At 60.3% G+C, this 17556-nt stretch carries 19 protein-coding genes and 2 tRNA genes; 3 read left to right on the top strand and 18 right to left on the bottom strand.

The window, feature by feature from the left end:
• Positions 1 to 11: 11 nt before the first annotated feature.
• Positions 12 to 653 carry a glutaredoxin domain-containing protein gene (locus tag ACK41V_RS04255; RefSeq protein WP_409778269.1) on the top strand — a complete coding sequence of 214 codons (642 nt, stop codon included), beginning with the start codon at positions 12 to 14 and terminating at the stop codon, positions 651 to 653.
• A 103-nt stretch (positions 654 to 756) separates the two neighbouring features.
• Here ACK41V_RS04255 and rpiA read toward each other — a convergent pair whose 3' ends face one another.
• Positions 757 to 1446, bottom strand: a complete 690-nt coding sequence (gene rpiA, locus ACK41V_RS04250) for a ribose-5-phosphate isomerase RpiA (protein WP_409778266.1) — start codon at positions 1444 to 1446, stop codon at positions 757 to 759.
• Between the two features lie 37 nt (positions 1447 to 1483).
• Between rpiA and ACK41V_RS04245 the strand changes: the two genes are divergently transcribed.
• Complete coding sequence (locus tag ACK41V_RS04245) at positions 1484 to 2536, top strand: quinone-dependent dihydroorotate dehydrogenase (RefSeq protein ID WP_409778263.1); 1053 nt, start codon at positions 1484 to 1486, stop codon at positions 2534 to 2536.
• A 123-nt stretch (positions 2537 to 2659) separates the two neighbouring features.
• Here the strand turns inward: ACK41V_RS04245 and ACK41V_RS04240 are convergent, their stop codons facing one another.
• The 16 genes from ACK41V_RS04240 to uvrB all read right to left on the bottom strand — a co-directional run bounded on the left by ACK41V_RS04240 (position 2660) and on the right by uvrB (position 15165).
• On the bottom strand, positions 2660 to 2995 hold the full coding sequence (locus ACK41V_RS04240; RefSeq protein ID WP_409778260.1) for a hypothetical protein: 336 nt from the start codon (positions 2993 to 2995) through the stop codon (positions 2660 to 2662).
• The gene (locus tag ACK41V_RS04235; protein ID WP_409778257.1) at positions 2992 to 3387 is read right to left on the bottom strand and encodes a phage holin family protein; all 396 of its coding nucleotides are present in this window, start codon (positions 3385 to 3387) and stop codon (positions 2992 to 2994) included. The genes ACK41V_RS04240 and ACK41V_RS04235 overlap by 4 nt, the downstream gene beginning before the upstream one ends.
• 45 nt (positions 3388 to 3432) lie before the next feature.
• Positions 3433 to 3732: a DUF883 family protein gene (locus ACK41V_RS04230; protein WP_409778254.1), complete on the bottom strand. Its 300-nt coding sequence runs from the start codon at positions 3730 to 3732 to the stop codon at positions 3433 to 3435.
• 140 nt (positions 3733 to 3872) lie between these two features.
• Entirely contained in the window at positions 3873 to 4970 is a 1098-nt protein-coding gene (locus tag ACK41V_RS04225) for an NAD(P)/FAD-dependent oxidoreductase (RefSeq protein ID WP_409778251.1), read from the bottom strand.
• Complete coding sequence (locus ACK41V_RS04220; protein WP_409778249.1) at positions 4967 to 6013, bottom strand: histone deacetylase family protein; 1047 nt, start codon at positions 6011 to 6013, stop codon at positions 4967 to 4969. Before ACK41V_RS04220 ends, ACK41V_RS04225 begins: the two co-directional genes overlap by 4 nt.
• A 186-nt stretch (positions 6014 to 6199) precedes the next feature.
• Positions 6200 to 6274, bottom strand: a tRNA-Val gene (locus ACK41V_RS04215).
• A gap of 50 nt (positions 6275 to 6324) precedes the next feature.
• Positions 6325 to 6399: transfer RNA gene (locus ACK41V_RS04210), tRNA-Val, on the bottom strand.
• A 36-nt stretch (positions 6400 to 6435) separates the two neighbouring features.
• Positions 6436 to 7149 (bottom strand): DNA polymerase III subunit epsilon, encoded by a 714-nt coding sequence (dnaQ, locus tag ACK41V_RS04205; RefSeq protein ID WP_409778246.1) that lies wholly within the window; start codon positions 7147 to 7149, stop codon positions 6436 to 6438.
• An 86-nt stretch (positions 7150 to 7235) separates the two neighbouring features.
• Positions 7236 to 7574 carry an ISC system 2Fe-2S type ferredoxin gene (fdx, locus tag ACK41V_RS04200; protein ID WP_409778244.1) on the bottom strand — a complete coding sequence of 113 codons (339 nt, stop codon included), beginning with the start codon at positions 7572 to 7574 and terminating at the stop codon, positions 7236 to 7238.
• Positions 7575 to 7629: 55 nt separating this feature from the next.
• Positions 7630 to 9501 (bottom strand): Fe-S protein assembly chaperone HscA, encoded by a 1872-nt coding sequence (hscA, locus tag ACK41V_RS04195; RefSeq protein ID WP_409778241.1) that lies wholly within the window; start codon positions 9499 to 9501, stop codon positions 7630 to 7632.
• A 73-nt stretch (positions 9502 to 9574) separates the two neighbouring features.
• On the bottom strand, positions 9575 to 10093 hold the full coding sequence (gene hscB / locus ACK41V_RS04190; RefSeq protein WP_409778240.1) for a Fe-S protein assembly co-chaperone HscB: 519 nt from the start codon (positions 10091 to 10093) through the stop codon (positions 9575 to 9577).
• A 94-nt stretch (positions 10094 to 10187) separates the two neighbouring features.
• Positions 10188 to 10511 (bottom strand): iron-sulfur cluster assembly protein IscA, encoded by a 324-nt coding sequence (iscA, locus tag ACK41V_RS04185; protein WP_056168867.1) that lies wholly within the window; start codon positions 10509 to 10511, stop codon positions 10188 to 10190.
• Between the two features lie 5 nt (positions 10512 to 10516).
• A complete protein-coding gene (gene iscU / locus ACK41V_RS04180) occupies positions 10517 to 10927 on the bottom strand; it encodes a Fe-S cluster assembly scaffold IscU (protein ID WP_409778237.1) in 411 nt (136 codons plus the stop codon).
• A gap of 39 nt (positions 10928 to 10966) precedes the next feature.
• Positions 10967 to 12187 (bottom strand): IscS subfamily cysteine desulfurase, encoded by a 1221-nt coding sequence (locus ACK41V_RS04175; protein ID WP_409778234.1) that lies wholly within the window; start codon positions 12185 to 12187, stop codon positions 10967 to 10969.
• A 108-nt stretch (positions 12188 to 12295) separates the two neighbouring features.
• Positions 12296 to 12832 carry a Fe-S cluster assembly transcriptional regulator IscR gene (gene iscR / locus ACK41V_RS04170; protein WP_409778231.1) on the bottom strand — a complete coding sequence of 179 codons (537 nt, stop codon included), beginning with the start codon at positions 12830 to 12832 and terminating at the stop codon, positions 12296 to 12298.
• 242 nt (positions 12833 to 13074) lie between these two features.
• Entirely contained in the window at positions 13075 to 15165 is a 2091-nt protein-coding gene (uvrB, locus tag ACK41V_RS04165; protein WP_409778228.1) for an excinuclease ABC subunit UvrB, read from the bottom strand.
• Between the two features lie 105 nt (positions 15166 to 15270).
• On the opposite strand from uvrB, the gene ACK41V_RS04160 reads away from it, so the two are divergent.
• Positions 15271 to 16467, top strand: coding sequence for an amino acid aminotransferase (locus ACK41V_RS04160; protein ID WP_409778225.1), 1197 nt, complete (start codon positions 15271 to 15273; stop codon positions 16465 to 16467).
• A 107-nt stretch (positions 16468 to 16574) separates the two neighbouring features.
• On the opposite strand, the gene ygiD is transcribed toward ACK41V_RS04160, so the two are convergent.
• Positions 16575 to 17438 (bottom strand): 4,5-DOPA dioxygenase extradiol, encoded by an 864-nt coding sequence (gene ygiD, locus ACK41V_RS04155; protein ID WP_409778222.1) that lies wholly within the window; start codon positions 17436 to 17438, stop codon positions 16575 to 16577.
• Between the last annotated feature and the right edge of the window lie 118 nt (positions 17439 to 17556).

Raw genomic sequence — 17556 nt, 5'->3', positions numbered from 1 at the left:
GGAGATTGATCATGCAAAAACCACTGGTTGCGCCCCTGCTGGCATCGTTGTTGATGGCACTGGTCAGCGTCAATGCGCAGGCGCAAAGCGTGTATCGCATCGTAGGTCCTGACGGCAAGGTCACGTTTTCGGACCGGCCTCCAGCGGACGCCAGTGCGCAGCCCGCCCGCACGGTCAACACAGGGCCCGCTGCGGCCAACGCGGCACTGCCGTTGGAGCTTCGGCAAGTCACCACCCGCTTTCCGGTCACGCTCTACACAGGAAGCGACTGCGCGCCCTGCAGCAGCGCCCGCAACCTGCTGACTTCGCGTGGGGTTCCGTTTACCGAGCGCACAGTGTCCACCAATGAAGACATCGCCGCACTGCAGCGCCTGAGCGGCAATTCCAGCCTGCCCTTCGGCACCATTGGCGGGCAGCAATTGGCAGGCTTCTCTGATACGGAATGGACGCAGTACCTTGATGCGGCCGGCTACCCTAAACAATCCCTGTTGCCTGCGACCTACCGCCCGCCAGCCCCTGCCCCGTTGGTCGCTGTGAAGGCAGTAGAGCCGGCACCAGCTGCATCAGCGCCCTCAGCCTCCCAAAGACAGCGTCCACCGGCACCTGTCAACGAAGGCCCTACCCCGAGCAACCCAGCAGGGATTCGTTTCTGATAATTCTTTGAAATCAACGGTTCACGTCTTGCTTTTTTGCCGACGCGCATTCGACAAATTTTGATCAAAGGGGCCTGAAATGGCCCTTTTGCGTTGGCGGCGTTTAGTACGTCAACGTTTTCACACCCTGCGCGGTACCCAGCAAGCACACTGATGCCTTCTGGTGCGCAAACACGCCAACGGTCACTACACCCGGCCACTGATTGACCTCAGATTCAAATCCGAGAGGGTCCGCGATCGACAGACCTCTCACATCCAGAATATGCTGGCCGTTGTCGGTCACCAGCGGCGCACCGTCCTTCAAGCGGACCGTCGCTTTGGCGCCCAAGGCTTCAAAACGGCGCGTAATATGGTGAGTCGCCATAGGGATTACTTCGACGGGCAAGGGAAACTGACCCAGGGCTTGGACGAGCTTGGACTCATCGGCAATACACACAAAGCTGCGGGCCAACGCAGCCACGATTTTTTCACGCGTCAGTGCGGCGCCGCCGCCCTTGACCATGTTGCCGCTTCCATCGATTTCGTCCGCACCATCGATGTAGACGGCCAAGGACTCGACTTCGTTGGCATCAAAGACTGCAATGCCCAACGCTTTGAGGCGTTCGGTGCTGGCAACGGAGCTGGAAACAGCGCCCTTGATCTGGTCTTTCATGCCCGCAAGGGCATCGATGAATTTATTGACCGTGGAGCCTGTGCCCACGCCCACAATTTCGCCGGGCACCACATATTGGAGTGCGGCTTGGCCGACCAGGGTCTTTAGTTCGTCTTGTGTCAGGGTGGAAGTGGTTGTCATGGGAGAAAATCAGGGGTAATCATCGAATTATCCCTCCATGTCCCTCATCCCCTACGCCCTCACCCGCCCCTTTCTTTTTGGCATGGATGCCGAAGCCGCCCACGAACTCACCATGGACATGCTGGCGCGCGGGCAGCGCACCCCGCTGCAGTGGGCCTGGTGCAATGAGACGGTGGACGACCCCATTGAACTGGCTGGGCTGACGTTTCCCAACCGTGTGGGCATGGCTGCAGGTCTGGACAAAAACGCGCGCTGCATTGATGCGCTGGGCGCCATGGGCTTTGGGTTCGTGGAGGTCGGCACAGTCACCCCCAAAGGGCAACCCGGCAACCCGAAGCCACGCATGTTCCGCTTGCCCGAAGCGCGGGCGCTGATCAATCGCCTGGGCTTCAATAACGAAGGACTGGAGGCATTTCTGCACAATGTGCAGCAAGCCCGCTTCAGATCGCTGCCCCGCAAACACCCCATGTTGCTGGGCCTGAACATCGGCAAGAACGCGACAACCCCCATCGAGAACGCCACCAGCGACTACCTGACTTGTCTTGACGGCGTCTATCCCCATGCGGACTACGTCACCATCAACATCAGCTCACCCAATACCAAGAACCTGCGTGCGCTTCAAAGCGACGCGGCACTGGATTCTTTGTTGGGCGCCATCGCTCAGCGGCGTGAAACCCTGGCCGTGCAGCATGCGCGGCGTGTGCCTGTGTTTGTGAAAATTGCACCCGATCTGGATGAAACGCAGGTATCAGTGATAGCCGCCACACTACAACGGCATGGCATGGACGGAGTCATTGCCACCAACACCACGATCAGCCGAGTTGCAGTGCAGGGAATGCGCTACGCAGAAGAAACCGGTGGGCTCAGCGGTGCACCGGTGCTGGAGGCCAGCAATCAGGTGATTCGACAACTGCGTGCGGCGTTAGGCAGCCGTTTTCCCATCATCGGCGTTGGCGGAATCATGAGCGCGGACGACGCAGTGAGCAAGATCCGCGCGGGAGCTGATGTAGTGCAGATCTATACGGGCCTTATTTACGAGGGCCCCGCACTGGTTGCGAAGGCAGCCAAGGCCATCAAAGTTCTCGCCTGAACAAAGAGGCAAGCGCTTGCGCAACGTAAAACGGAGCCACCTTTAACAGGTGGCTCCGTTTTTTTGAACCAAGAGGTTGCCAGGTTTCCGGTACCTCAAAGACAAAAGCCAGCACGACCTTGGTCAACGGCGAAGTCGCATCAGCATCGGCAACAAAACACCGCCCCAACGTATCAACCTGCGAGGCCCTGCCAATAAGGCAACACCTGCCATCGCTGCTACAGCAATCGGGTGTTCCCTCGCAAATCCCGCAGCGCGCAGCGCAAAGGACTCATCAATGGCACCGATGCCAGGATTTCGTTCGGACAGAGCCAACGACTGAGCACGTGCAGCGCGCCTCGCACGCAAACGTTCGCGTTGCAGGGCAATGCGCTCTACAACCCGTTGCTGCTCGGGCGTGGCTGGGCTCACGATTGGCTTCGAAACAGATGCATTTGAAGGATTTGAAGAGTGGCTCATAGCCGCTCCTTGATATCGCGCCAGTCCTGAGCCAGTTCTTGCCGGGTGAGCGCAAAACCATTGCTGGCACGCTGCGCCACAGATATCAACGACACCAACGCTACGCCCCATCCCAGCGTCCATACACCGGCTACCACCCAAGCCACCAAGGTGCGATTGGGTGTGTCCCAAAAATGGACCAACACAGCCAACGACAGCATGATCAACGCCACGACAGTCAACCCAGCTACCACGATGGTGAGCACGAGCAATTGTTGAAGCCGCTGCTTTTGGTCTCCCCATTCAAGGCGGACCAAGTCCATCCGATCCTCTGCCGCGATGGCGCCTTCAATCACGTTGGCGCGCCAGCGGGCGACCAAGGCATCCAGCCCCAACAATGAGAGCCAATTCATTCAACCCCTCCTTCTCGTGTTTTCACGTGGAAGGCGCTGCGTCGATCAGCGGCGCGCAAGCAGAAAACCGACCAACGCTCCTATAGCCAGCGCTGCACCTGCAACGCGCCATGGCTCGTCGTGGGCGTAACGATCGGCGGCGATGGCTGCGTCTTTGGCTTGTCGGGCCGCGTCCTGGGCTGCACGCACTGCGGACTCGCGCGCATTGTGCATGCCATCATCCAACCGCTGACGCAGCAGCCTGATTTCAGGAACTGCGTCCAAATCCTTGTTGGCCAAAAGCCCACGCAGATCGGATACGAGTTTTTCCAGTTCGCCCTGGGTGGTGGTGTCAGAAGCAGTCATACAAGCCTTTCTGTAAATCAAACAAAAGTAATGGTGTTTGCCCGCTGGGGCGAGGTTCAGTTCATCTTAGCCACCCGACCAAAATCCCTTCGTAGGACGGGGACGCAAGAGGTTACCGATTGAAAGTGCGTTGCCTTAGATCAAACAAGCGCAGCCACATGCTCCGCAATGGCCAGGGCACTTGTCAAGCCCGGAGACTCGATGCCAAACAGATTCACCAGCCCTGGAACACCATGGACTGCTGGCCCCTGAATGACAAAGTCAGTAGCCGGTGCGCCAGCGCCATGGATTTTGGGTCGGATACCGGCATACCCCGGCATCAGCGCTCCATCGCGAAGTGATGGCCAGTATTTGCGTACCTCGGCGTAGAAAGCTTCGCCACGAGCAGGATCCACCAGCAAGTCGTCCGCCGAATCCACCCATTGCACATCCGGCCCAAACTTGGCCTGCCCGCCCAGGTCGAGTGTCAGGTGTACGCCAAGCCCCGCGGCTTCGGGCACCGGGTAGATCAGGCGGCTAAACGGCGCTTTGCCCGCCAGAGTGAAATAGCTGCCCTTGGCAAAGTGGGTAGCAGGGACATACACCGGAGCGAGCCCAGCAAAACGCGCTGCCAGACCCTGCGCATACAGCCCGGCGGCGTTAACCACCGTGCGGGCTTGCAGCTGGGTTCCGTCCATTGCTTCCAAATTAATAGCATTTAGCCCAATACTAGCAAGCGCCAGAGGCGAATTTAATGCTACAAGTCCGCCTGCATGCTCCAGGTCTCCTTGCAATGCAAGCATCAGTGAATGACTATCGATGATGCCCGTGCTGGGCGAATGCAAGGCACCCACACATTCGAGCGCGGGCTCCATCGCCAGTGCCTGCTCGCGGCTCAGCCATTGCAGATCCTGCACTCCGTTGGCCTGTGCACCCGCCTCGATGGATTTCAGTCTGGCCAGCTGGTTTGGCGACGTCGCCACCAGCAACTTACCGCAGCGCCGGTGCGGCACGCCGCGTTCTGCGCAATAGGCGTACAGCATCTCTTTGCCTTGCACGCACAGCCGGGCCTTGAGCGAGCCGGTGGGGTAGTACAGCCCGGCGTGGATGACTTCGCTGTTGCGCGAGCTGGTGCCGGTGCCGATGGCATCGGCCGCCTCCAGCACCATGACCTCGCGCCCCTGCAAGGCCAGCGCACGGGCCACGGCCAGGCCCACCACGCCGGCACCCACCACCACGCAGTCGACGGTATCGCTCATCGCACCGCCGCGTGATCGAAGCCGTCGAGCACGTTCACGGCATTGTTGCCCAGCTCCGCCGCCGCGTAGCCGCCTTCCAGCACGAACACCGTGGGCAGCCCCAGGGCCGCCAGTCGCTCGCCCAGGCGCGTGAAGTCCGAGGTTTTGAGTGCGAATTGGGAAATCGGGTCGTCCTCGAACGCATCGAGCCCGAGCGAAACCACCAGCGTGTCCGCCTGGTACTGCGCGATGCGCACGCAGGCCTGCTCCAGCGCGGCGAACCATTCATCGGCAGTGGTGCCCGCGGGCAGCGGCAGGTTGAGGTTGAAACCTGCGCCCTCGCCTTCGCCGGTCTCGTCGGCATGGCCCAGGTAGAACGGGTATTCGGTACGTGGATCTCCATGCAGGCTGATGAACAACACGTCGGCGCGGTCGTAGAAGATGCTCTGCGTGCCATTGCCGTGGTGGTAGTCCACGTCCAGCAGCGCTACGCGCCCGGACCCGTGGTTGCGCAGCCACTGGGCCGCCACGGCGGCGTTGTTGATGAAGCAGTAGCCGCCCATGAAGTCGGGGCCGGCATGGTGGCCCGGCGGGCGGGTGCAGCAGAACGCGGCACGCGCACCTTGCGCCACGCGGGCTGCGGCGCTGGCGGCCGCGTCGGCCCCGGCTTTGGCGGCCTCCCAGGTGCCCTCGGACATGGGTGTGCCGTTGTCCATGGAGTAGAGGCCGAGTTTGGCAACGAAGTTATCGGGCTCCAGGTCGCTGCGCAGGCTGCGCACTGGCCAGACCGACGGGAAGGGTTGCACCGTGGCATTGGCGGGGTCCAGCGCCAGCCACTGCTGCCATGCGCTTTGCAGGAAGGCCAGGTAACGCGGCGCATGGATCTGCGCCAGCACGGGCGTGCTGTCCACATCGGGCACCAGCAGGCCATGACCACGTTCGCGCAATGCGTCTTCGACGTACCGGGCGCGGACGGGTTTCTCGAAACAGGGCACGCGTTCGCCACGGTAGAACTCATGGACGGGCGCGTGCCGTTGATGCAACGGGTTGTGGAATGCAATCATGCGAGCGCGGATAAAAGGGGGAGTTGCGAGGCTGTCGATGCACGAGAGAGCTTCAGACTTTGAGTCCACTGTGCAGACTCTGCAAAGCGCATTACTTTAGCGCGTCCAGCCATTTCACCCAGGGCTTGAAGCTCCGGCCAGAAACGAAAAAACCCTTGCAGACCAGAGTCTGCAAGGGTTTCAAATTGGTGGGAGATGCAAGTTTCGAACTTGCGACCCCTGCAGTGTGAATGCAGTGCTCTACCCCTGAGCTAATCTCCCGCAGCGCCATCCTTCGTGCGAAGGACTTTGCCATGGCCTGTCTGCGAGCGTGGTGGGAGATGCAAGTTTCGAACTTGCGACCCCTGCAGTGTGAATGCAGTGCTCTACCCCTGAGCTAATCTCCCGTGCCGCTTGACAGCCTTCGATTATGGCACAGCTTTTTAAGCCGCCTGAGCAGGCCGCCAAACTGTTTTACCGCCACTCGCCTTGTCGATCTGCGCCAGTACATCGGCATGCGCCGCATGCTCCTGTTCGCTTGCCCATAAAACCGGCAACGTCAAACCCCGCAAATCCATCGCCGCCACTTTCAGTCTACCCGTAGTGTCTTGCTCATCGTCGGAGATCAGCAATGGATCTTGCCCACGCGTAAGGTTGATATACACGTCGGCCAACAACTCGGCATCGAGCAAAGCGCCATGCAAGGTACGGCCAGAGTTGTCTACGCCCAAACGATCGCACAAGGCATCGAGCGAATTGCGCTTGCCCGGGTACATCTCCTTCGCCATCGCCAGCGTGTCGGTCACGCTTTCCACAAAGGTACGGAAGGCAGGACGCCGGATCAGCTCCAGTTCCTTATTCAAGAAGCCCACGTCGAACGCCGCGTTGTGGATGATGATCTCGGCCCCTTGCAGGTACTGCAGGATCTCGTCGGCCACCTCGGCAAACTTCGGTTTATCCTTCAAAAACTCATTGCTGATGCCGTGCACCTTCAATGCGTCTTCATGGCTGTCCCGCCCGGGGTTGAAATACAGATGCAGGTTGTTGCCGGTGAGCTTGCGGTTGAGCAGCTCCACGCAGCCCAGCTCAATGATGCGATCTCCACCTTCAGCCGAAAGGCCGGTGGTTTCGGTGTCGAGAACGATCTGGCGGGTCATACGTGCCCCCAAGCTCGGCACTTCGTGTCCACGCTACCCACCAAGGGGGCGCGAGCTTGCTTGGGACGGCCCGGCGCTGCGCTCATCTAGTGGTTCTCCTTGGCGTGGTTGATCGTGTACTTGGGGATTTCCACGGTCACATCAGTTTGCGCCAGGATGGCCTGGCAGGACAGGCGGGACTGCGGCTCCAAGCCCCAGGCACGGTCCAGCAGGTCTTCTTCCTCTTCTTCAGCCTCGTTGAGCGAGCTCAACCCCTGGCGCACGATGACGTGGCAGGTGGTGCAGGCGCAGCTCATGTCGCAGGCATGCTCGATATTGATCTTGTTGTCCAGCAGCGCTTCGCAAATCGACGTGCCCGCAGGCGCCGTGATTTCAGTGCCCGCGGGGCAGTATTCAGGGTGAGGAAGGATCTTGATGACGGGCATGGAGCAGGTTCTTTTATTGCGGGTGTATTGCTTGGCGCTACGGCGATCGGGGCGTTCAGAGGTTCTGGACGTTCTTGCCTGCCAGCGCCTGCTGGATGCCGCGGTTCATGCGTTGTGCAGCAAACGCCTCGGTGCCCTTGGCCAGGGCGTCGGTGGCCGCCTCGATGATGGCGGCATCGTCGGCATCGCGCTGGAGTCGCAATGCGACCATCAGCGCATCGATGCCCTCGCGTTCGTGCGGACTGAGCACATCGCCATCAGCGTCCAGCGCGCTCTGGGTGGCGATCAGCATGCGGTCGGCATCCACGCGCGCCTCGACCACAGCTCGAGCTTTCATATCCTGAGCAGCCGTGGCGAAACCATCTTGCAGCATGCGCGCAATTTGGTCGTCAGACAGGCCGTAGGACGGCTTCACATCAATGCGCGCTTCCACGCCACTGCCCTGCTCACGGGCGCTCACGCTCAGCAAGCCATCGGCATCCACGGTGAAGGTGACGCGGATGCGTGCTGCCCCTGCGGCCATGGGGGGGATGCCACGCAACTCAAAACGCGCGAGACTGCGACAGTCCTGCACCAGATCGCGTTCGCCCTGTACTACATGGATCGCCAGCGCGGTCTGGCCGTCTTTATAGGTGGTGAAATCCTGTGCCTTGGCCGTAGGGATGGTCTCGTTGCGCGCCACAATGCGCTCCACCAGCCCGCCCATGGTTTCGATACCCAGCGACAGCGGAATCACATCCAGCAGCAACAAGTCGCCCGAGGTGTTGTTGCCTGCCAGCTGATTGGCCTGGATTGCGGCGCCCAGCGCCACCACCTCATCAGGGTTGAGGTTGGTCAGCGGCTCTTTGTCAAAAAACTTAGCCACGGCGTTCTGTACCTGTGGCATGCGGGTGGAGCCCCCCACCATCACCACGCCCTGGACCTCGTCGCGGGCCAAGTGGGCGTCGCGCAACGCACGGCGCACGGCAGCCATGGAGCGTGCCGTCAGGTCGGCCGTGATCGCCTCGAAGTCCGACCGTTTAACATCAAATTGGGCCTTAGCGCTTGATAGTAAAGCGCTGAATGCTACCAAATTAGTAGCAGTCAAAGCCTCCTTACAAACGCGAGCTGCCATGCGCACGGCGGCTTTGTCGGAGGCAGTGACCGCTTGGAGCCCCAGCTGCTGCAGTACCCAGTCGGCCAGTGCCGCATCGTAGTCGTCGCCGCCCAACGCCGAGTCGCCGCCCGTCGCAATGACTTCAAAAACCCCCTGCGTGAGGCGCAGGATGGAGATGTCGAAAGTACCGCCCCCCAGGTCATAGACCGCGTAAACGCCTTCACTGGCGTTGTCCAAGCCATAGGCAATGGCTGCCGCCGTGGGCTCGTTGATCAGGCGCAACAGATGGATGCCCGCGAGCTTGGCTGCATCCTTGGTGGCCTGACGCTGGGCGTCGTCGAAGTAGGCGGGCACGGTGATGACCGCGCCATACAGATCGGCGTTGAAAGTGTCTTCGGCGCGGTAACGCAGCGTTGCCAAAATTTCAGCACTGACTTCCACCGGCGACTTGTTGCCATCCACGGTCGCCAGGCTCACCATGCCTTCTACGGATGCATCGGCGCCAGAAACAAAGTCATAGGGGAGCCGGTCCGCTCCGGCCACATCTTTGAGACCCCGCCCCATGAAGCGTTTGACCGAAGCGATGGTGTTGCTCGCATCCTGCGCTTGCGACGCCACAGCGTCGTATCCGATTTGCCGACCGCCTTTTTCAAGGTAGCGCACTACCGAAGGCAGAAGCACCCTGCCCTGCGCGTCTGGCAGGCATTCGGACACACCATTGCGCACTGCGGCGACCAGAGAGTGGGTAGTGCCCAGGTCAATGCCCACCGCAATGCGCCGCTGGTGCGGGTCGGGGGATTGGCCGGGTTCGGAAATCTGCAAAAGCGCCATGAAATTTCGGGTCTCAACGTGGTGGGGCCCGCCATCACAACGACTCGGCCCTCAAGGGAATAGCAAAACCGCTCTATTGTCCCAGTTGCTCTCTGCGACGTTCAATATCGTCGGCAAAACGCGCAATGAACATGAGGGCTCTGACCTCACGGGCGGCGCCAGCGTAGTCCCGCTGCTGGTCAATCAATTGTTCGCATTGCTCCAGTGCGGCGCGGCGGGCTTGCGCGACACCATCGTCCAACGCATCAAGCTCGCTCTCTGCACGCGCATCCTCCAGCGCCTCGCGCCACTCCATCTGTTGCATGAGGAAAGCCGCTGGCATGGCCGTGTTGTCCTCAGCGCGGATGGGAGCGCCGTGCAACTCGCACAGGTACGCAGCGCGACGCATCGGGTCCTTCAACCGCTGGTAGGCCTCGTTGATGCGCACCGACCATTGCATGGCCACGCGCTGCGCCGCCGCGCCTTGCGCCGCAAACTTGTCAGGATGTGCTTCGCGCTGCAACTCCTTCCAGCGTGCATCGATAGCACTGCGTTCCTGCACAAAACGGCGAGCAAGGCCAAACAATTCGAAGTCGTCAGATTGCAGGTTCATGCGCTGGGGTGACTAATTGAAAGCAAAAAAATCCAAGAAAAAACCGCCAGCACGCAGCGCGATGGCGGTTTGTCGGCACGAAGGCAGCTAGCGCTCAGACGCGGAAACTCTCCCCACAACCGCAGCGGTCACGCTCGTTCGGATTGTTGAACTTGAAGCCTTCGTTAAGGCCTTCACGCACAAAGTCCAGCTCGGTGCCATCGATATAGGCCAGGCTTTTGGGATCAATCAACACCTTGACCCCATGGTTTTCAAACACGATGTCTTCCGGTGCGCTGTCGTCCACATACTCCAGCTTGTAGGCAAGCCCTGAGCAGCCAGTCGTTTTAACTCCCAGGCGCACGCCCAGGCCCTTGCCCCGACGAGACAGGTAGCGGTTGACGTGCCGCGCAGCGGCTTCTGTCAGCGTAATGGCCATATCACTCAGGCAACAGCGGCAGCGGTTGCAGTAGCTGCGTGTTTGGTCTTGTAGTCGAGCACAGCGGCCTTGATGGCGTCTTCGGCCAGGATGGAGCAGTGGATCTTGACGGGCGGCAGGGCCAGCTCTTCAGCGATCTCGCTGTTCTTGAGGGCCGCGGCTTCGTCCAGCGTCTTGCCTTTGACCCATTCGGTCACGAGCGACGACGAGGCGATGGCCGAGCCGCAGCCGTAGGTCTTGAAACGCGCGTCTTCGATCACGCCGGTTTCTGGGTTCACCTTGATCTGAAGCTTCATCACGTCGCCGCAAGCCGGTGCACCCACCATGCCGGTGCCCACCGAATCATCACCCTTGTCGAACGAACCCACGTTGCGGGGGTTTTCGTAATGGTCAACCACTTTTTCTGAGTAAGCCATGATGTGTACCTCTTCAATTCTTCCAAAATCTTCTGGGATTCAGTGCGCCGACCACTGAATGGTGCTGATGTCGATGCCGTCTTGGTACATCTCCCACAGCGGGCTGAGTTCACGCAGGCGGGCCACGTTCTCGCGGATGGTGGAGATGGCGTAGTCGATCTCTTCTTCGGTCGTGAAACGGCCGATGGTCATGCGCAGGCTGCTGTGCGCCAGCTCGTCACTGCGACCCAGGGCGCGCAGCACATAGCTGGGCTCCAGGCTGGCCGAGGTGCAGGCTGAACCCGACGACACCGCCAAACCCTTGATGCCCATGATGAGCGATTCGCCTTCAACGAAATTGAAGCTCATGTTCAGGTTCTGCGGCACGCGGCGTTCCATGCTGCCGTTGATGTAGACCTGCTCGATGTCCTTCAAGCCATCCAGCAAGCGTTGCTGCAGGGCCTGCGCTTTTTCGTTGCTCTCGGCCATTTCTTCCTTGGCAATGCGGAAGGCTTCACCCATGCCCACGATCTGGTGCGTGGGCAAGGTACCGGAACGCATGCCACGCTCGTGGCCACCACCGTGCATCTGGGCTTCTAGGCGTACGCGCGGCTTGCGGCGCACATACAAAGCGCCCACGCCCTTGGGGCCGTAGGTCTTGTGTGCAGTCATGCTCATCAGGTCGATAGGCAGAACATTCATGTCGATGTCGACCCGGCCCGTAGCCTGGGCTGCATCGACATGAAGCAGGATGCCCTTTTCACGGCACAGCGCGCCGATGGCGGGAATGTCCTGGATGACGCCGATTTCGTTGTTCACGAACAGAATGCTGATGAGCACAGTGTCTGGACGAATGGCTGCCTTCAAGGCCTCCATATTGACCAGACCATCTTCCTGTACGTCAAGATAGGTGGCTTCGAAACCCTGGCGCTCCAGTTCACGCACCGTATCCAACACAGCCTTGTGCTCGGTCTTGAGCGTGATGAGGTGCTTTCCCTTGCCCTTGTAGAAATGTGCAGCACCCTTCAGAGCCAGATTGATGGACTCGGTAGCACCACTGGTCCAGACGATTTCACGCGGATCAGCATGAATCAAGTCAGCCACTTGCACACGTGCTTTCTCGACCGCTTCTTCCGCCTCCCAGCCCCAGGCATGGCTGCGCGACGCCGGGTTGCCGAAGTGTTCACGCAACCAAGGAATCATGGCATCCACAACGCGGGGGTCCACCGGCGTTGTGGCGCCATAGTCGAGATAAATGGGGAAGTGCGGGGTCATGTCCATGGCTGGCTCAGAGGTAGTTGCTGGCTGGCAAACTGAGTAAACAAAAGTGGATTCGAAAAACTTCGTCAGGGCAACGCCGACCCCAAGGCCAGCGACAAGCCCCAAATATCAGGATTTGGCGAAAACGTTGCCGAGCGCGAACACAGAGTTCGGCGCATTCACGCGAATCGGTTTGACCACGGGCGTCGTGGAAATGGCGCGTCGTACCACCGGCTTGTCTTCGATCTGCACGCCCTTGGCAATCTGCTCGTCCACCAGCTTTTGCAAGGTGACGGAATCCAGAAACTCCACCATGCGCTGATTGAGCGATGCCCACAGCTCATGGGTCATGCAACGGCCCGCTTCGCCCAGGCAATTTTCTTTGCCGCCGCACTGCGTGGCATCGATGGGCTCATCCACCGAGACGATGATGTCAGCCACCGTGATGTCAGCCGCCTTGCGGGCCAACGTATAACCGCCGCCTGGGCCTCGGGTAGATTCCACGAGTTCGTGGCGACGCAGTTTGCCGAAGAGCTGCTCCAGATACGACAGAGAAATCTGTTGGCGCTGGCTGATGGCCGCCAAAGTGACAGGACCGTTGTTCTGGCGCAAGGCCAGATCAATCATCGCGGTGACCGCAAAACGGCCTTTGGTTGTGAGACGCATCGCAAGCTCCTTGTGCTAAGGCTTGTTCGTTGTAGAAACCGCCTCCGCTGGCTGTTGGCCGCCGAGGCACCGTCTCCGCCCCTTACTCCGCACAGGTGTCTGACACGGAGCCCTTCATCGCTGGGCTGTTTTCTTGAGTATTTTGTGCGAGTATAGCACAAATCCCTATCGATTCTGTCGGGTTATATAACCAACTGGTTTTAAATTGACTTGATAGTTATTTCCAATTGTTCGCTCACCCCTTACAAGGCCACAGAATCTTTGCCGTGTGCACCAAACGCCTGGTCCTTGAGCCGCGTAAGCTGATCCCGCACCCGGGCTGCCTGCTCGAACTCCAGATTGCGGGCATGTTCCAGCATGAGCTTTTCCAGTCGTTTGATCTCGCGCGCCACGTCTTTTTCGGACATGTCCTCCACCTTGGCGCGCTGCATAGCTTCCTGCTCCAGTCGTTCCGCGTCTTTTCCAGCCTTCTCGCTGTAAACGCCGTCAATCAGGTCTCTTACCCGCTTGACAATGCTGCGCGGCGTAATTCCGTGTTCCTCGTTGTGTGCGATCTGCTTGATGCGCCTGCGTTCCGTTTCGCCCATGGCTTTTTTCATGGACTCAGTAATGCGGTCCGCGTACAAAATGGCACGGCCATTCAGATTTCGCGCTGCGCGGCCAATAGTCTGGATCAGACTGCGCTCCGCGCGCAAGAAACCTTCCTTGTCCGCATCCAGAATGGCCACCAACGACACCTCGGGGATATCAAGCCCTTCGCGCAGCAGGTTGATCCCCACCAACACATCAAACGCCCCGAGCCGCAAGTCGCGGATGATTTCCACGCGCTCCACCGTGTCTACGTCACTGTGCAGGTAACGCACCTTCACGCCGTTGTCCGTCAGGTAGTCGGTCAACTGCTCGGCCATGCGCTTGGTTAGCGTGGTAATGAGTACACGTTCGCGCTTTTCTGCGCGAATGCGTATTTCTTGAAGCACATCATCCACTTGATGGGTGGCAGGCCGCACCTCCACTTCAGGGTCTACCAGCCCGGTAGGCCGAACGACCTGGTCCACCACCTGGCCTGAATGGGTCTTTTCGTAATCGGCCGGAGTGGCAGAGACGAAGATCACCTGCCGCATCCGCTGCTCAAACTCCTCAAACTTGAGCGGCCGGTTGTCGAGTGCCGATGGCAGTCGAAACCCATATTCCACCAGCGTGGTCTTGCGCGACCGGTCGCCGCTATACATGGCGTTCAACTGCCCGATCATCTGGTGGCTCTCGTCCAGGAACATCAGCGCGTTCTTGGGCATGTAGTCGGTCAGCGTGCTCGGCGGGTCGCCGGGCGCGGCACCCGAGAGGTGGCGCGTGTAGTTCTCAATGCCCTTGCAGTGCCCTACTTCGCTGAGCATTTCCAGGTCAAACCGCGTACGCTGCTCCAGCCTTTGTGCTTCCACCAGCTTGCCATCGGCCAGCAATTGCTTGAGCCGATCAGACAACTCCAGCTTGATGGTTTCCACCGCAGCGAGCACCTTGTCGCGCGGGGTGACGTAGTGGCTGCTGGGGTAGACGGTGAAGCGCGGGATCTTCTGCTTGACACGGCCCGTGAGCGGGTCGAACAGCTGCAGGCTCTCGATCTCATCGTCGAACAGCTCGATGCGCATGGCCAGCTCGGAATGCTCGGCCGGAAACACATCAATCGTGTCGCCCCGCACACGGAACTTGCCGCGCGAGAAGTCGGCCTCGTTGCGCTGGTACTGCATGCGGATCAGCTGGGCGATCACATCGCGCTGGCCCAGCTTGTCGCCGGTGCGCAGCGTCATCACCATGCGGTGGTAGCTTTCGGGCTCACCGATGCCGTAGATGGCCGACACGGTGGCCACGATGACCACATCGGTGCGCTCCATCAGGCTCTTGGTGCACGACAGCCGCATCTGCTCGATGTGTTCATTGATCGCACTGTCCTTTTCGATGAACAGGTCGCGCTGTGGCACGTACGCCTCAGGCTGGTAGTAGTCGTAGTAGCTCACGAAATACTCCACGGCGTTCTTGGGGAAGAACTCGCGGAACTCGCTGTACAACTGCGCGGCCAGCGTCTTGTTGGGCGCGAAGATGATGGCCGGGCGCCCCATGCGGGCGATCACGTTGGCCATCGTAAAGGTCTTGCCCGAGCCCGTCACACCCAGCAGCGTCTGAAAGGTTTCCCCGTCGTTCAGGCCCTCCACCAGCTTGTTGATGGCCTCAGGCTGGTCGCCTGCCGGGGGGTACGGCTGGAACAGTTCAAAGGGGGAATTGGGGAAATGGACGAACTCGCCGTCTTGCTTTTCCGTTATGACTTCTGTGAGATCCGGCATGGGGGCGGTCAACGAGTGGGGTGGGCGGGCCGTTAAAATCGGCGCAACCCGGCACAGTACACCACGCCCGGATTCTTCGCTACTGACAACCTTTCAAGGATTTTCATGTCTCTGTTCACCGCCGTCGAAATGGCCCCCCGCGACCCCATCCTGGGCCTCAACGAGCAATTCAACGCCGACACCAACCCCCACAAGGTCAATCTGGGCGTCGGCGTTTATTTCGACGACAACGGCAAGCTGCCCCTGCTGCAATGTGTGCAGGCCGCTGAAAAGACCATGATGTCCACCCCCACGGCCCGTGGCTACCTGCCTATCGACGGCATCGTGGCGTACGACAACGCCGTGAAGGCTTTGGTGTTCGGCGCGGACAGCGAACCTGTCACATCTGGACGCGTGGCTACGGTGCAAGCGGTGGGAGGTACGGGCGGCCTCAAGATCGGCGCTGACTTTCTCAAGAAACTCAGCCCCAACGCCAAGGTGCTGATCTCCGACCCCAGCTGGGAAAACCACCGCGCGCTGTTCACCAATGCCGGCTTCGAAGTCGATACCTACGCTTACTACGACGCAGAAAAACGCGGCGTGAACTTCGACGGCTTCCTGGCCAGCCTCAACGCGGCCGCCGCCGGCACCATCGTTGTGCTGCACGCCTGCTGCCACAACCCCACCGGCTATGACATCACCGCCGCCCAGTGGGACCAGGTGATCGCCGCCGTCAAGGCCAAGAACCTCACCCCCTTCCTGGACATGGCTTACCAGGGCTTTGGCCACGGCATCGCCGAAGACGGCGCTGTGATCGGCAAGTTCGTGGCCGCTGGCCTGAACTTCTTTGTGTCCACGTCTTTCAGCAAGAGCTTCAGCCTGTACGGCGAGCGCGTGGGTGGCCTCTCGGTGTTGTGCGCCGACAAGGAAGAAGCCGGCCGCGTGCTGAGCCAGCTCAAGATCGTCATCCGCACCAACTACTCCAACCCACCCATCCACGGTGGCGCGGTGGTGGCCGCCGTGCTGAACAACCCCGAGCTGCGCGCGATGTGGGAACAAGAACTGGCCGAAATGCGTGTGCGCATCAAGGCCATGCGCCAGAAGCTGGTCGACGGCCTGAAGGCCGCTGGTGTGAAGCAGGACATGAGCTTCATCACCACCCAGATCGGTATGTTTAGCTACTCGGGCCTGACCAAGGACCAGATGGTGCGCCTTCGCAACGAGTTCGGTGTGTACGGCACCGACACCGGCCGCATGTGCGTGGCTGCGCTCAACAGCAAGAACATCGACTACGTCTGCCAGTCGATTGCCAAGGTGGTCTGAGCCTCCCGGCTTCCTCAGTCAAAAAACCGCCTCTGGGCGGTTTTTTATGGTCTTTTTGGCCTCTAGCGCTTATCCATCAAGCGCTAGCAGCTATGAATTTTGATGCACTACCCCCACAGCACCGACCGCATTGAGATCGATGCCGACTGGTAACCCGTGTTGAAGAAACGCGGCATCTCGCTGGGTAACACAGCCCCGGCCGCGTACAGCAGCGGCAGATAGTGCTCGTGCGTGGGGTGCGCTTGTTTGGCCACCGCGCCCAGTTTCTGAAAGTCCTGCAGGGCGCCGAGCTGGCCCTTCTTGATCTGCTCCTGCACCACCGTGTCGAATTCGGTGGCCCAGTCGTAAGCCTCGTTGGCAGGCGTGCCACGGCGGGTCAGCCGCAGGTTGTGCACCACGTTGCCGCTGCCCACGATCAGCACGCCGCGCTCGCGCAGCACCTTCAATTGCTGGCCCAGCGCGTAATGCTCGGCCGGGGCGCGGCTGTAGTCCATGCTCAGCTGCATCACGGGGATCTGCGCCTTGGGAAACATGGGCTTGAGCACCGACCAGGTGCCGTGGTCCAGACCCCACTCGCCTTCGTCTACGCCCAATGCACCTCCTGTCGCTGGCGACTTCAGTTCCCCCGCCAGGCTGCGCGCTACCTGCGGCGCGCCGGGCGCGGGGTATTGCTGGTCGAACAGCTCCTGCGGGAAGCCGCCAAAGTCATGGATGGTCTTGGGGTTGGCCATGCCGGTCACCTGCCAGCCGCCGCGTGTGAGCCAATGGGCCGACACACACAGGATGAGCTGCGGCTGCACCGTGCGCGCCGACAGTTCGGTGCCCAGGGCCTGCCAGCTGCGGCGCCAGGCGTTGTCCTCGATGGCGTTCATGGGGCTGCCGTGGCCCATAAACAGCACCGGCATGCGCGGCGAGGGCTTCAATGCCTGAAGCGCGGGCAATGTGGCGGCGCTGCTCAACGACGATGTCATGAAAGCTCCCGGAAAAGTAGCGAGGCCTGCCAAGGCGGAGAGGGAAGTTCTGCGTTGCATGGGTGACGGGAGAGCGTAACAAATTATGTATAACGCGGGAGTGAGCCCGCGCGACCCC

The sequence above is a fragment of the Acidovorax sp. genome (assembly GCF_046291265.1).
GTDB lineage: Bacteria > Pseudomonadota > Gammaproteobacteria > Burkholderiales > Burkholderiaceae_C > Acidovorax.
The sequence above is the reverse complement of the archived record's forward strand: the minus strand, read 5'-3'. Positions and strand labels throughout refer to the sequence as shown.

Excerpts from the sequence above, each read along its gene's own strand:
- iscU (WP_409778237.1), bottom strand. The coding sequence starts at position 10,927 with ATGGCTTACTCAGAAAAAGTGGTTGACCATTACGAAAACCCCCGCAAC.
- hscA (WP_409778241.1), bottom strand. The coding sequence starts at position 9,501 with ATGGCGCTTTTGCAGATTTCCGAACCCGGCCAATCCCCCGACCCGCAC.
- ygiD (WP_409778222.1), bottom strand. The coding sequence starts at position 17,438 with ATGACATCGTCGTTGAGCAGCGCCGCCACATTGCCCGCGCTTCAGGCA.
- ACK41V_RS04175 (WP_409778234.1), bottom strand. The coding sequence starts at position 12,187 with ATGGACATGACCCCGCACTTCCCCATTTATCTCGACTATGGCGCCACA.
- ACK41V_RS04245 (WP_409778263.1), top strand. The coding sequence starts at position 1,484 with ATGTCCCTCATCCCCTACGCCCTCACCCGCCCCTTTCTTTTTGGCATG.
- ACK41V_RS04235 (WP_409778257.1), bottom strand. The coding sequence starts at position 3,387 with ATGAATTGGCTCTCATTGTTGGGGCTGGATGCCTTGGTCGCCCGCTGG.
- ACK41V_RS04220 (WP_409778249.1), bottom strand. The coding sequence starts at position 6,013 with ATGATTGCATTCCACAACCCGTTGCATCAACGGCACGCGCCCGTCCAT.
- uvrB (WP_409778228.1), bottom strand. The coding sequence starts at position 15,165 with ATGCCGGATCTCACAGAAGTCATAACGGAAAAGCAAGACGGCGAGTTC.
- iscR (WP_409778231.1), bottom strand. The coding sequence starts at position 12,832 with ATGCGTCTCACAACCAAAGGCCGTTTTGCGGTCACCGCGATGATTGAT.
- dnaQ (WP_409778246.1), bottom strand. The coding sequence starts at position 7,149 with ATGACCCGCCAGATCGTTCTCGACACCGAAACCACCGGCCTTTCGGCT.
- ACK41V_RS04225 (WP_409778251.1), bottom strand. The coding sequence starts at position 4,970 with ATGAGCGATACCGTCGACTGCGTGGTGGTGGGTGCCGGCGTGGTGGGC.
- rpiA (WP_409778266.1), bottom strand. The coding sequence starts at position 1,446 with ATGACAACCACTTCCACCCTGACACAAGACGAACTAAAGACCCTGGTC.
- fdx (WP_409778244.1), bottom strand. The coding sequence starts at position 7,574 with ATGCCCGTCATCAAGATCCTTCCTCACCCTGAATACTGCCCCGCGGGC.
- ACK41V_RS04240 (WP_409778260.1), bottom strand. The coding sequence starts at position 2,995 with ATGAGCCACTCTTCAAATCCTTCAAATGCATCTGTTTCGAAGCCAATC.
- ACK41V_RS04255 (WP_409778269.1), top strand. The coding sequence starts at position 12 with ATGCAAAAACCACTGGTTGCGCCCCTGCTGGCATCGTTGTTGATGGCA.
- ACK41V_RS04160 (WP_409778225.1), top strand. The coding sequence starts at position 15,271 with ATGTCTCTGTTCACCGCCGTCGAAATGGCCCCCCGCGACCCCATCCTG.
- hscB (WP_409778240.1), bottom strand. The coding sequence starts at position 10,093 with ATGAACCTGCAATCTGACGACTTCGAATTGTTTGGCCTTGCTCGCCGT.
- ACK41V_RS04230 (WP_409778254.1), bottom strand. The coding sequence starts at position 3,732 with ATGACTGCTTCTGACACCACCACCCAGGGCGAACTGGAAAAACTCGTA.
- iscA (WP_056168867.1), bottom strand. The coding sequence starts at position 10,511 with ATGGCCATTACGCTGACAGAAGCCGCTGCGCGGCACGTCAACCGCTAC.